The sequence below is a fragment of the Anaerolineales bacterium genome (genome assembly GCA_003105035.1).
Classification (GTDB): domain Bacteria; phylum Chloroflexota; class Anaerolineae; order Anaerolineales; family UBA4823; genus FEB-25.
In genome coordinates, this window is sequence record PQAL01000003.1 from 225,596 (window position 1) to 239,245 (window position 13,650).

Here is a 13,650-nt window from a genome sequence, read left to right on the forward strand (position 1 = left end):
GCACAGAAGTAGAAATGCATAATATTTTTATGCGGAAATTCTCGGGAACAGGGTGTGGCAACCACTTAATTCGATCTTTCTAATGTTTAACAGACTGTTTCGAGGACTGGTGGGTGTTAACATGAAGCTACACCGCATTCTTGCACGTACGTCAGCGTGTTCAGCGCCGCTGAGCGGGGACGTGGGAATGTAGGTGAGGCATTATCGTAGAGGCGCCCATGTGGACGCCTCTACCTTATTAAATGCTTAGCTACGCACACCAGCCAGGATTAACCAAATTTGCCCTTTCTCCCTTGAGTTGAATTATACTAATCCTGATTTACCAAATGACATCTTGGAAAATTTATGCGTAATAAGGGCTGGAACACTGATCTGCTCCCATTAGTTATCATCGTACTGCTTCCACTTTTAATGATTGGAGGGGCAGTGGTTCCGCAACGAACCTTATTACCCGCCGATGTATTATCCAACTATCCTGCCTGGCAGGGGGTTGTGGACGGCCGAAAGGATTCCAATGGTTTACTGGGCGATGATATCCTGCAGTTTTATCCATGGCATAACCTGGCTTACGCAGCTGCCCAAGCTACGGGCAGTTTCCCACTTTGGAACCCTTATGAGCTGACCGGCCAGCCTTTGGTCGCCAACGCACAATCAGCCTTATATTATCCACCGAATATTTTGTTGCACTGGGTCAGGCCGGAAGTTAATGGATGCCATTCCTTGATTTTTTGCTTCACAGTGCCACCCTTGCAGAAGGTGGGCGACCCATGGGGGAACAAATGCGCTTTACGCGCCTGACTGGCGTATCAACCTGACTACCCTGGTAACTTTAGCGTGTGTGGCCTGATCGTTCTTGTTTTCCCGGGGACTTTCGAGATATATAGGATTTATACTAAAAAGGGATAAACGAAGAGACGCCCCAATGAGACGTCTCTTCAAAAATTAACTTCTATCCGGGTGTAACTTCAGTTTTATTTCTCCACTTCGACGGCCTCTTCCACAGTGACCTGGTCAAGGGGGAAGACTGTTTCGCATGACAAGCACTGGGCTTGATTCTTATTAGCCACCACCAGCATGCCTCCGCACTCAGGGCAGTGGTGAGAGAGGGGCAACTTCCAGGAAGTGAAGTCGCAGCTCGGGTAGTTGGCGCAGCCATAGAACGTGCGGCCTTTACGGGTCTTACGGGACACGATATCTCCGCCGTCCTTTGGGCAGGTTACCCCGATCTTCTCCAGCCAGGCTTCGGTATGGCGGCAATCGGGGAATCCGCTGCAGCTAATGAACTTGCCATAGCGCCCGTAGCGAATGACCAGCTCTTTGCCACAGTCAGGGCACATCCTGCCGATGGGTTCAGGACCCATATTCAACTCGGGCATCTGCTTCTCAGCCAATACTACCTGCTCGGCAAACGGCTCGTAGAATTCTCGTATTGAAGAAACCCAATCACGCTTGCCTTCGGCGATCAGGTCAAGGTCTTCTTCCATTTTAGCGGTGAAACCGTAATCTACCACCTCGGGGAAATGCTCGGTGATCAGATCGTTCACCAGCACGCCGGTCTCGGTGGGGGAAAGGCGCTTGGCATCACGCACTACGTAACCGCGCTGCTGGATGGTGCCTAGGATGGGTGCGTAGGTGGAAGGTCGACCAATGCCATACTCCTCCAGGGTGCGCACCAGGGTGGCTTCGGTGTAGCGAGGTGGGGGTTGGGTGAAGTGCTGCTCTGGGAGTAATTTCACCAGCTTCTGATTCTGACCTTCGGCAATGCCGGCCGGGATGCGGGCATTCTCCTCCTCTTCCGAAACCTGGTCTTCATCTTTGGCTTCTTCATACACCACCAGGAAGCCAACGAACTTGACCGTTGAACCGGAGGCGCGCAGCAGGTACTCGTGTGCAGGAGATTTTCCAGTCACTTCCACCGAAAGGGTGTCGAATACGGCTGATTCCATCTGGGAGGCAACGAAGCGCTGCCAGATTAATTGATACAGCCTGAGCTGATCGCGGTTCAGGAACTCCTTGATGCTGTCGGGTTGGCGCATGACGGAAGTCGGGCGGACAGCCTCATGTGCTTCCTGGGCGCCTTTGGCTTTAGTGGCATATTTGGGCGGTTCAGGGGGCAGGAAGCTATTCCCGTATCGCTCGGCGATAAATTCCCTGGCTTCCGCCTGAGCAGTCTCGGCCACATTAGTCGAGTCGGTACGCATATAAGTGATGAGGCCCACGGCACCTTCACCCAGGTCAATGCCCTCGTAAAGTTGCTGGGCCAATGCCATAGTGCGCCGGGCGGTATAGCCCAGGCGGCGGGAGGCTTCCTGCTGCATGGTGCTGGTGGTGAAGGGCGCGGAGGGTTTGCGCCGCCGCTCGCCTCGCTTGATCCTGGAAATGATATAGCTCGAAGCTTCCATGTCCTCCAGGATCGGCTGGACTTCTGCCTGTTTCCCCAGCACAGGGTCGGCTTCATCGACCTTGGCCAACTTGGCAATAAAGGTTTCCTTGAGCTTCTCAGGGCGCAGCTCGGCAGCGATCGACCAATACTCGACTGGATTGAAAGCCTCGATCTCACGCTCGCGTTCAACCACCAGGCGTAATGCCACCGACTGGACGCGCCCGGCTGAGAGGCGGCTGCGTACCTTGCGCCATAACAGCGGGCTCAGGTTGTAGCCTACCAAACGGTCGAGGATACGGCGGGCTTGCTGGGCATCCACCAGATCCATGTCGATGCCGCGTGGGTGAGCGAACGCTTCGGCAATGGCGGGCTCAGTGATCTCGTGAAACACCACGCGCTGGGTGCGTTTTTGCTCGATCTTGGCTGACTCGAGCAAATGCCAGGCAATCGCCTCGCCCTCGCGGTCGGGGTCGGTAGCCAGGTAGATCTCAGCATGTGACTTAGCCAGGGCCTGGATCTCTTTAACCACTGGGCGTTTCTCATTAGGCACCCGGTATTTGGGGGCAAAGTCGTGCTCTACGTCCACCGAAAGCTGCGAATGCAGCAGGTCGCGCACATGCCCCACCGAGGCCTTGACGGTGTAGCCTTTGCCGAGGAAGCGCCCTACTGTGCGCGCTTTGGCAGGGCTTTCGACAATGACCAGCTTGCCCTTGCGGTTTTCACCCTTCTTGGGAGCGATCAAGCCTTCGTGGGCTGGGGTATTGCCCATGCGGAACAGGGTCGTCCCACACACCGGGCAGGTGCCCTTCGAAGCCGGGGTACCGTTAGTGGTAAAGACCGGCTGGGGATCTGTAATCTCGCGTTTCGTGCGACATTTTACACAATAAGCATCCAAAGTAAACCTCCTGGTTCATTAACAACAATTTCCAATATCAATAGCATCCAAGCGGATGCAAAGATAGCCTCAGGCTTCGTAATTTCCAGTTTCTTCTCTGACCGCAACGTAATTCATGCCACCCACCTGGCGTACCATGCCCTTTAGCTCCATCATTGCCAGGGTGGCTGAGACGGTCTCAATGGGCATGCCAGCTTGCATGCGGATCTCGTCCACGTACATGGGCTGCTGCGAGAGCAGCTTGTAAAGGCTGACCTCCACCGGATCGGTAGGCAGGCTCACACGCGCTGCCTGGTGCTCAGTAACCATGGTCAGGTTGAGGGCTTCCAGCACATCCTGTGGATTAAGCAGCGGCTGAGCGCCATCGCGGATCAACCGGTTAGTTCCCTTGCTCTGTGGGGCAGTGATGTTCCCGGGCACGGCAAACACATCGCGTCCTTGCTCGGCAGCGAAAGTGGCGGTGATGAGCGCTCCGGAAGTCTCTCCGGCTTCCACGATAATCACTGCCAAAGAAAGCCCGGAGATGATGCGGTTGCGGGGCGGGAAGTTCACCCCATCAGGTTGGGTGCCAAGGGCGTAATCACTTATCAGGGCACCGTGTTCCATGATCTGGGCAGCCAGCTTGCGATTCTCGGGTGGGTAGACCTGGTCGACACCATTTCCCAGCACTGCCAGGGTACGTCCTCCGGCATTGAGGGCTGCCTGGTGAGCCACCGAATCAACACCACGCGCCAGCCCGCTCACCACGGTAACACCGCTATGCGCCAGCACCGTGGCAACATCCTCAGCCACCTGACGTCCATATGCCGTCACCTTGCGCGTTCCAACGATGGCAACCGCCCATTCATCTTCCGCCTGCAGGGAACCCCTCACGTAGAGCACCGGTGGCGGCTGGTCAATCTCCTTCAGATGAGACGGGTAAGCCTCGTCTTCCCAGGTGAGTACCTGCACCCCTAAAGACTGGATGCGCTCCCAAACTTGCTCCAGGTCGACATCCTTGCGAAACCTCTGGAAGGATGCGACAATTTTCTGGCTTAGCCCGGCACTTTGCAGGGCTTCGGGGGAGGCATTCCAGGCAGATTCGGCAGAGCCGAAGACATCCAACAGGGCCTTGAAGCGCACTGCACCAATGCCCTTGACCATGTTGAGGCCTATCCAGTACAGGCGCGGGTCAACCAAGCTTATGGCTCCTCCTGGAGCATCCCGGGGATAAGGTGCACGGTTATCTCACCAGCCTCCAGGTCAATATCCTGTATAAAGGTATCGTTGACCGGGATGAGCACCTCCGGCCCCGCCTCAGGGCGGACCACCAGCACATCACTGGCAGGTGCCTCGAGGATCTCGGTCACTACGCCCAGGCTGAGGCCGCCATCGCTGATGACCCGCAGGTCGATCAGCTCGTGATGGTAATACTCGCCTTCTTCTAAGGCCGGGCGGTCATCCTGCCTCACATACAAGATCCGGTTGCGCAGCACACCTACCTCTTCCGGGGTGGTATAGCCTTGAAGGGTGAGCAGCAGGCCTTGATGGTGTGGGCGGCATTTCAGCAGGGTCACCTCGCCGGTAGGTTTTTCCAAGTAGAGAAGCGTGCCTGGCCGAAGGCGCTCGGGAAAGTCGGTGTACACCTCCATCAGGATCTCACCACGAACCCCGTGGGGGTGCCGGAGCTTACCCACTGCTAAGAACGCAGGCTCGCCGGGCAGTGGCGAGCCTGCAGCGTTCAAGGGCGCTGAAGCAGAACGCTTGCGTGTCATTGCGGATCTTCAACGTCCAAATAAGCCTGTTTGCCTGTGCGAGAAGCGGATACGTTGAGCAGCATACGCATGGCGTTTGCCACGCGTCCCTGCCTGCCAATCACCCGCCCCATATCTTCCTTGGCAACTTTCAGCTTCAGATAAATTTTGCCCCCATGTTGCTCCTGGCTGACGCGCACCTGGGTAGGGTCATCCACCAATGAGGAGGCAATAAATTCGATGAGCTCTTTCATCCCATACTCCTTGATCCCTGGGTGCATGGCGAGTCAGGGCGACCATCACCATGGCCCATAAGCGTCCGAAACCACCCGGAGAATTGCTAGAACCCTGGCGGGTGCTTACTTGCGCTGGCTGGTCTGTCGGCTCAGCTGGCGGGCATCCTGGGCCGTTTTGGCTTCTGCCAGCAAAACCTCAAGTGGTTCACCAGCTTTGTAACGCACAAAGCGATCCAGCAAACCGCTGGTTCGGAACAGCTTATTTACCGATTCACTGGGCTGGGCACCATGGCTGATCCAGTCATAGATGCGATCCTCTGCCAGCTCGATCGTCTCAGGCTGGGTCCGGGGATTATAGAACCCCAGGATTTCCAGGAACCGCCCATCGCGGGGGTGTTCAATGTCAGCCGCGACAATGCGGTAACTGGGCTGTTTTTTTGCTCCTACACGGCGTAAACGAATACGTACCATTTTGAAACCAATCTCCTTCAATCTAAATAATGTTTGTAGTCAGTGTTCCTGGGTATCGTACCCGGTGAAATGAAAGGGCGCGGAAGGGACGCGGCCACCGGGGTAAATCCCCAGACGATACGGGTGCTCCCGTACCGTTATCCAAACAAGCGTGGCATCCCACGCATGCCAGATTTCTTAATGTTTTTAAACAGCTTCTGCGCTTCACGGTACTGCTTGATCAGGCGGTTAACATCCTGGACCTGTGTCCCAGAGCCGCTAGCAATGCGCCGGCGGCGGCTGGCATTCAGCACGTCCGGGAAGCGGCGCTCCTTGGGGGTCATCGAGTTAATGATGGCCTCCGTCATTTTAAGCTGTTTTTCGGCATCCTTAGGGTCAATCTGGCGAGCCATTTGGCCCATGCCGCCAGGCAGCATTTCCAGCACCTGGGCGATCGGCCCCATCTTTCGTACTTGCCTGAGCTGGTTGGCAAAATCCTCAAGCGAGAATTCGCCAGCCATCATGCGCTCAGCATCCTTTTGAGCCTGTTGCTGGTCAAAGGCAGCCTCGGCCCGTTCAATCAGACCCAGTACATCTCCCATGCCCAGGATGCGGGAAGCCAGGCGGTTCGGGTCGTAAACTTCGATGGCATCCATGGCTTCGCCTGTGCCGATATATTTGATCGGCACACCTGTGACGGAGCGGATGGAGATCGCCGCACCACCCCGGGCATCGCCGTCCATCTTGGTCAGGATCAAGCCAGTGAGCGATATAGCTTCACGGAAACCCTTGGCGATATTCACCGCTTCCTGACCAATCATCGAGTCAACCACCAGCAAGGTTTCAACCGGGTGAACCTTTTTGCTGATGGCAGTCAGCTCATCCATGAGGGCATTATCAAGCTGTGAACGGCCTGCCGTATCTAATAATAAGACCGTACTGCCACCTTTTTGTCCTTTATCCAGGGCGCGCCATGCCAGGTCGGGTGGCTTCACCCCTGCTTCAAAATATACCGGTACGCCCAGCTTCTCACCCAGGGTTTCAAGCTGCTTGACCGCTGCTGGTCGGTAAGGATCAGCCGCCACCAGCATCACGCGCTCACCCTGTGAGCGGAGTAGGCGAGCCAGCTTGCCGGCTGCAGTGGTCTTGCCTGAACCCTGCAGGCCTACCAGCATGACAACCACCGGACGAGGCCCAGCCAGATTGAGGCGCTCAGGCGCTCCAAGGGTGTTGATCAGCTCCTCATTGACAATTTTGATCACCTGCTGAGCCGGGTTGAGCGCTTTGGAAACCTCGACACCGATTGAGCGCTCACGGACGCGGGCGATAAAATCCTTCACCACGCCATAATTGACGTCGGCTTCGAGCAAAGCCAGGCGGACTTCACGCATGGCGATATCAACGTCAGCCGCCGAGAGCTTTCCCCGGCGGCGTAACTGCGTGAATACATTATTCAAGCGTTCAGTCAGGTTCTCAAACACAGGACTGCATTTTAGCGCCTAAGCGTGGAATGGTCAAGAGTAGATAATGAAGAGAGTCCAGCCGAAATGGACAAATATTGAATAGCTTTAGCCATGCCGCCAGGTAACGCAACTATAAGGGCAGCTATGGGTTATACCACAATTAGATATATATTTGATTAAACAAATATCCTCGCCAAGGAGAAAACAAAATGTCTAAAATAGCGCTTGTCACCGACAGCACCAGTTATATTCCCAAGGATCTGGTCGATAAATATCAAATCAATGTCGCCCCGCAGATACTGATCTGGGGCGAAGAGAGCTTCGAAGACGGGGTAAATATCCTGCCTTCGGAATTTTACACACGCTTGAAAAAGGCCACCGTCATGCCTTCCACCTCACAGGTGACCGTGACGAAATTTCAAGAAATCTTCCAGCGGCTGCTTGAGCAGGAGTATCAGGTGCTGGCTATCCTGATTGCCGACAAGCTCTCGGGGACGATTAACTCAGCTGTTCAGGCTAAGGCCATGCTCCCGGCTGATGCACCCATCGAAATCTGCGATTCCAACACCACGGCTATGGCCATGGGATTTCACGTATTGACGGTCGCCAGGGCGATTGAACAAGGCGCCAGCTTACCAGAATGCGTACGGTTGGCTCAGGAGGCGACCAAACTCACTGGGGTGTACTTTGCCGTAGACACGCTTGAATTCCTGCACCGCGGGGGGAGGATTGGCACCGGTAGCCGCTTCCTGGGAACTGCTTTGAATATAAAACCCATTCTGGAAGTACGTAACGGGGCCGTGGAAGCCGTGGAACGTGTGCGAACGCGCCGAAAATCGCTCAGCCGCATCATCGAGCTGGTGGAGCAGCAAATCGGTGGGCGAACACCCGTCCGTCTGGCTACCTTGCACGCCAATTCCCCGGAGGATGCCCGGATTGTGCTCGAGGAAGCTAATCAAAAGTTAGGCGCTGTGGAGAGTATCTTTTCCGAGGTCAGCCCGGTGATCGGCACACATGCCGGGCCTGGAACGGTTGGGCTGGCTTTCATGGCTGGAATGTAATCCAACAGGCAGGTCAATCGCCGCGGGTATTGCCACCCGCGGCTTTTTATTTATGAAAAACCTTTCTGGGAAGATTTGATGAGCACACGGCTTATCCAGCAAAGCTGCTGGTACAATTAACGCATAACCATGCGTGTTGCGGAGGCCAAATGAAAACGTATCCCCACCTTGCCGTACAGCTCCCGGATGTATACCTGCCGCGCCCGGGGATAGACCTGACAAAATGGGCTGTGATCGCTTGCGACCAATTCACTTCGCAGCCGGAGTATTGGTGTAAGGTTGAAGAAGTCGTTGGGAGCGCCCCCTCGACTCTCAACATGATCTTCCCGGAGGTGTATCTCGAGCAGCCTGGAGCGGAAGAGCGGATCCGGCACATCCAGCAAAGCATGACGGATTATCTGGCCGGTGACCTGCTGAGGCCATTTTCGGGCCTGGTGTACGTTGAACGGCAGGTGGGAGGCAAATTACGCCGCGGGCTGGTGCTCGCCCTTGACCTGGAGCAATATGATTACAACAAGGGCTCGCACTCACTCATCCGCGCCACCGAGGGGACTATCATCGAACGACTGCCGCCGCGCATGCGCATCCGGGAAGGTGCCCAGCTCGAGCTGCCGCATATCCTGGTGCTGATTGACGACCCTGACCGCTCAGTGATCGAGCCGGTGGGAAAAGCCAAGGCCCAGCTGAAAGAGCTGTATGATTTTGAGCTAATGGCTGGCTCCGGCCACCTGAACGGATACCTGGTAAATGAGCCGAAAATCGAAGGTGGGGTAATCGCCGCCCTGGAGCGCCTGGCCGATCCGGGAGTTTTCCGGAAGAAATATGATCTGGAAGGGAACCAACCCGTACTGCTCTTCGCCATGGGCGATGGCAACCATTCGCTGGCTACCGCCAAGGCCATCTGGGAGAAGAACAAGGCCAGCGTGGGGATGGACCACCCCTCAAGATTTGCCTTAGTGGAAATCGAGAATGTCCACGATGAGGGCTTGGAGTTCGCACCGATCCACCGGGTGATTTTCGGGCTGAAGCAAGACCTCCTGGGCGACTTGCAGCGCTGCTATCAACCAGGCTGCTCCTATATCGCTTGCGATGACCAGGCTGAGATGATGGACAAGGTGAACCAGGCGACGGGTAGACCCCAGACGATTGGGGTAATCTCTCCCCAGGGTTGCGGTGTGTTGGAAATCAGCAACCCCGCCTCCAACTTACCCGTAGGCACCCTGCAGATCTTCCTAGATGAATTTATGAAAAAAGGCGGGGCAGAAAAAATTGACTATGTCCACGGTGAAGAGGTGGTGTGCCAGCTGGGCGCACTGCCAGGGCATACAGCATTCTATCTGCCCGGCATGGATAAAAGTGACCTGTATAAAACCGTGATTCTGGACGGTGCCCTGCCCCGTAAGACTTTCTCCATGGGAGAAGCCTATGAGAAGCGTTTCTACATGGAGTGCCGAAAAATTGCTTGACTAGGCAAGGGGCAGATGAAGGACCAGTTATGTCAAGTATCCGACATGCGCATCGAGCCAGGGTAGCCTGAGCAGCAGGTGACGATTTCTACAATAATATGAACCCTTTTTTTCAGGATCCGAACGAAGTCAGGTTCCCGCCAGAGGATGTGCGCCTGCAGGAGCTGCAGGTTTTCCCTGCCGGTCATAGCGGGCGGGTAAAAATCCGCCTCATGCTGACGCCCTTCCAGAAAAGGCCATGCGTGGAAGTGACCATTTCAACTATTGACGGTAACCAGGCTGCCCATATCAGCATCCTGGAGACGATGCTTAACGAGCTGGAATTCACCATGCATTTACGACAGCCTCAGCCGGGAAGTGAGTATTCAGTTGAGGCGGTCGTGTACTATCAGAAACTGCCGGAAGCCACCAGCTCACCCATCGATATTCCCCTTCCCGAGCCACTGATCGTGGACCGGCAGCGGACAAAATTTTGCCTACCGGAACAGGTACCCTGAAAGTACCTGTGATCATCAGCTGATTGGGACTGTAGCAATCAATATCGAGTGAAGACACACAATTCCACAGTACTTGCGGGCATAAAAGCCATAAAGAGGTTTCCGCCCGTGCATACTTCTTGCATCGGGTAAAATAAACCTGGATTTCACTTATGACCAGCCAAACAGAAATACCAATCCCATCCCGCTCGCCGCGCTCCAGGCGCCGCGGGGTTGGGTGGACGATTCGCATCACCCCAACGGGCATCTTGTTCCTGGTGTTATTCAACCTTTTCGTGCTGATTGGCCTGGTTTATTTGACTACACGGCTATTGCAAGAACCCGGCTTTTCATGGCTGGCTAGCCTCGGCTTCGCCTCCGAAACACCCACGGCTGTGCCGACCGGGACCGAACTGCCTGCCACAATTACCCCCACACGACTGCCTTCAGACACTCCCACACTCGAGCCTTCAGTAACATCCACCCCCGAACCAGCCACTGCCACCCCCCAACCGATCAGCACATTGACCCTTAACCAGGGGGTAATTGTCCTGGCATTGGATGAGGGCGGAAATACCCACCTGTTCGTCTATCAGCCTCAAGAAAGTGGAGCAGGTCAGCCCCTGCCGCTCACCAGACTCACCTCGGGCCCCTGGGATGATATCACCCCCGCCATCAGCCCGGATGGGCAAACGGTGGCGTTCGCCTCCAGCCGCAGCGGGTATTGGGATATTTATCTGCTCAGCCTGAACAGTGGGAACATCACCCGCCTGACGGATACCCTGGCTTACGACGCAGCCCCGGCATGGTCTCCCGACAACCAATGGGTGGTTTACGAAACGTATCTCAATGACAACCTGGAGATCGAAATCCAATCCGTAGTGAGATCCCAGGATACTATCCGGCTGACAGAAAATCCAGCGGCAGATTTCAGTCCAGCCTGGTCACCTGGTGGCAGGCAAATCGCCTTCGTCTCCAGCCAGGGCGGTGAGAATGATATCTGGCTGGCAGACCTGGACCAGGGAGAGGAACAGCGCTTTCTAAATATCAGCTCAAACCCGAACAGTGCCGATGCGCACCCGGTCTGGTCGCCGGATGGAAAATCAATCGCCTGGGTGGGTGAACAGGATGGCATTCATAGCCTATTCCTGCAGGATCTCTCACTACCTGGAGATCCCAGCACCTTACCCACAGCCACGAAACCGATAAACCTGGGGAGCGGTGACTGGCCCACCTGGAGTCCGGATGGCGAAACTATCCTGACCATCCTGGAGGTGCCCAACCGCACCTATCTGACCGCCTACCCCGTTCATTACCGAGGTCTCATCTTTCCGACCCTCGAGCTACCCGGATCGGTTAACGGTATAAGCTGGGGCAATATTGCACTGAGTTCACCCATTCAGACCGTCTTCCAGCAGTCAGCGGTAATTACCCCCACAGCCCTGTTCGTCCCCTCCCTGACCCCCCAACCTGGCGATAATGGGGGAAGATACCAGTTGATCGTGCTTAATGATGTGCTGGCCCCCAACCCGTACTTGCAGGATGCAGTAGACGAGAGCTTCCAGGCATTACGGCTGCGCATTGGCCGCGATTCGGGTTGGGATATCCTGTCCGGCCTGGAAAATGCCTATGTACCTCTCACCACGCCATTGGACCCGGGTATGGGAAACGATTGGCTGTATACCGGACGGGGCTTTGCCTTAAACACTCTGCCAATGAACGCCGGTTGGATTACTGTGATGCGGGAGGATTTCGGTGCTGAAACGTACTGGCGGGTATATATCAAAGCCCTTTACCAGGACGGCTCTGCCGGTATACCCCTGCACGACCATCCCTGGAACTTCGAAGCACGTAACAATGGCAGCAGCCTCGCCTATGAACAGGGGGGAGCCAGAATGGACTCGATCCCAAGTGGATATTGGATCGATTTCACCGAGCGGGCGGTAGCCTATGGATGGCAGCGATTGCCTGCGCTGTCAAACTGGACAGCCTTCGCACCGGCAGCACTGTTCAATGAATTTGCCTTCACAGATGGGCTGGACTGGCATTCAGCAATGCTGCAGATTTACCCGCCCGAAGTGATGATCACCCCCTCGCCTGTGATTCCACCTTCCCGCACCCCCACCGCCACCCTGCGCTGGTACGTCTCGCCTACCCCAACAGTCACGCCTACTCCACGGCCTACCTTTACCCCCTATCCCGTGCCAACCATCAGTACCACCCCTGGGGGCTGAGTGGGAATCATGGCTCCGCTCCTGAATGCTCATGCTTAACTCCGCTAAAACCTTCCAAAAGGTCTCGGGGTACCACCCCGCTGGATTAAAGCTATTCATTACGATATTGTTATTAAGCCTGGCTGCCTGCCAGAATGTCGAGCCAACCACCCTGGTAGAGACGATCGCCCCCACGCTCACCAGCACACCACCCGCCTCTGCGACCCCCACGCTACCCGCCACACCAACCCGGGACCCAGCCTTGGATACCGAGTTAGCCATCACACCAACACCTTATACGAGCACCATCGTCATGGATTCGGCGGGCGCAATAAAGCTGGTGAATCCAACCCCTGAACCCCAGGTAACTTATTCGTGGCGGCCCCCGCTTTACCCCATCCCGTGGGCTCCCAGCCTGTTTGATCACTTTTACTTTGCCAGCCCAATTGCCGCCAAGGAGCTGAACCCGACCGTATCGGATTATCGCTATGGAGGGGTATTCTTCGAAGATGTCGTCCATACCGGTGTAGACATCCCCTCGCCAAACGGCACCCCCATCATGGCGGTTGGCCCTGGTAGCGTAGTCTGGGCTGGTTACGGAGTGTTCCAGGGCGGTTATGACCCAAAAGACCCGTACGGCCTGGCTGTGACCATTCGCCACGATTTTGGGTACCTGAATCAAGGTCTGTACACCATCTACGGTCATATGCGCGAGATTGATGTGGTTGTTGGGCAGCATGTGGAAGCCGGTGATCTGCTCGGTCTGGTGGGAGAGACGGGTAGGGTTACTGGACCTCACTTGCACTTCGAGGTACGCGTGGGCGACAATAATTTCTTCACCACCCGCAATCCGGAGCTCTGGATAGTACCGCCCATCGGGTGGGGAATCATCGCCGGCCGCATGACCGATACGGTTGGCCAGCTGATCTATGACCAGCAGCTAATCATCACCGACCCGCAGGTCGAGCAAAACTGGCTGGCCTGGTCTTATGGTAAAACTGCAGTGAACAGCGACCCATACTACCAGGAAAACCTGGTAATCGGTGATCTGCCAGCCGGCAATTACCTGCTCAGGACCGCTTTCGGAGGCATGAATTTCAGCATCCCGATTGAGGTCCGCGCGGGCGTGATCAATTACTTCACCTTTCGTGGGTACGAAGGTTTTAAAATCGAATCACCGCCTGCCCCCGGTGCCGATTTCACCCCGGCACCCATAGGCGTAGCCATAGGCGCCGCCATCCCTTGACACCTCGAACATATGTGCTAAACTATGC

Annotated in this window: 12 protein-coding genes; 6 read left to right on the forward strand and 6 right to left on the reverse strand. The window is 55.7% G+C overall.

Translation table 11 applies throughout. The features are described from left to right. Positions 1 to 345 precede the first annotated feature (345 nt). A complete protein-coding gene (locus C3F13_02255) occupies positions 346 to 798 on the forward strand; it encodes a hypothetical protein (GenBank protein PWB56382.1) in 453 nt (150 codons plus the stop codon). A 173-nt stretch (positions 799 to 971) separates the two neighbouring features. Here the strand turns inward: C3F13_02255 and C3F13_02260 are convergent, their stop codons facing one another. From C3F13_02260 to C3F13_02285, 6 genes are all read right to left on the reverse strand, one after another. Then, positions 972 to 3,278, reverse strand: coding sequence for a type I DNA topoisomerase (locus C3F13_02260; protein PWB56383.1), 2,307 nt, complete (start codon positions 3,276 to 3,278; stop codon positions 972 to 974). A gap of 69 nt (positions 3,279 to 3,347) precedes the next feature. Then, the gene (dprA, locus tag C3F13_02265) at positions 3,348 to 4,457 is read right to left on the reverse strand and encodes a DNA-protecting protein DprA (GenBank protein ID PWB56384.1); all 1,110 of its coding nucleotides are present in this window, start codon (positions 4,455 to 4,457) and stop codon (positions 3,348 to 3,350) included. A 2-nt stretch (positions 4,458 to 4,459) separates the two neighbouring features. Continuing rightward, positions 4,460 to 5,032, reverse strand: coding sequence for a 16S rRNA processing protein RimM (gene rimM, locus C3F13_02270; protein PWB56385.1), 573 nt, complete (start codon positions 5,030 to 5,032; stop codon positions 4,460 to 4,462). Next, positions 5,029 to 5,265 carry an RNA-binding protein gene (locus C3F13_02275; GenBank protein ID PWB56386.1) on the reverse strand — a complete coding sequence of 79 codons (237 nt, stop codon included), beginning with the start codon at positions 5,263 to 5,265 and terminating at the stop codon, positions 5,029 to 5,031. The genes rimM and C3F13_02275 overlap by 4 nt, the downstream gene beginning before the upstream one ends. Before the next feature lie 105 nt (positions 5,266 to 5,370). Beyond that, complete coding sequence (locus tag C3F13_02280) at positions 5,371 to 5,718, reverse strand: 30S ribosomal protein S16 (GenBank protein ID PWB56387.1); 348 nt, start codon at positions 5,716 to 5,718, stop codon at positions 5,371 to 5,373. 137 nt (positions 5,719 to 5,855) lie between these two features. Continuing rightward, complete coding sequence (locus C3F13_02285; protein ID PWB56388.1) at positions 5,856 to 7,178, reverse strand: signal recognition particle protein; 1,323 nt, start codon at positions 7,176 to 7,178, stop codon at positions 5,856 to 5,858. Between the two features lie 191 nt (positions 7,179 to 7,369). Between C3F13_02285 and C3F13_02290 the strand changes: the two genes are divergently transcribed. The 5 genes from C3F13_02290 to C3F13_02310 all read left to right on the forward strand — a co-directional run bounded on the left by C3F13_02290 (position 7,370) and on the right by C3F13_02310 (position 13,622). Continuing rightward, entirely contained in the window at positions 7,370 to 8,221 is an 852-nt protein-coding gene (locus C3F13_02290) for a DegV family protein (protein ID PWB56389.1), read from the forward strand. A gap of 149 nt (positions 8,222 to 8,370) precedes the next feature. Further along, positions 8,371 to 9,687, forward strand: a complete 1,317-nt coding sequence (locus C3F13_02295; protein ID PWB56390.1) for a DUF1015 domain-containing protein — start codon at positions 8,371 to 8,373, stop codon at positions 9,685 to 9,687. A 98-nt stretch (positions 9,688 to 9,785) separates the two neighbouring features. Continuing rightward, positions 9,786 to 10,184 (forward strand): hypothetical protein, encoded by a 399-nt coding sequence (locus tag C3F13_02300; protein ID PWB56391.1) that lies wholly within the window; start codon positions 9,786 to 9,788, stop codon positions 10,182 to 10,184. 152 nt (positions 10,185 to 10,336) lie between these two features. Next, positions 10,337 to 12,397 (forward strand): hypothetical protein, encoded by a 2,061-nt coding sequence (locus C3F13_02305; GenBank protein PWB56392.1) that lies wholly within the window; start codon positions 10,337 to 10,339, stop codon positions 12,395 to 12,397. A gap of 25 nt (positions 12,398 to 12,422) precedes the next feature. After that, a complete protein-coding gene (locus C3F13_02310; protein ID PWB56393.1) occupies positions 12,423 to 13,622 on the forward strand; it encodes a hypothetical protein in 1,200 nt (399 codons plus the stop codon). The last annotated feature ends 28 nt before the right edge of the window (positions 13,623 to 13,650 follow it).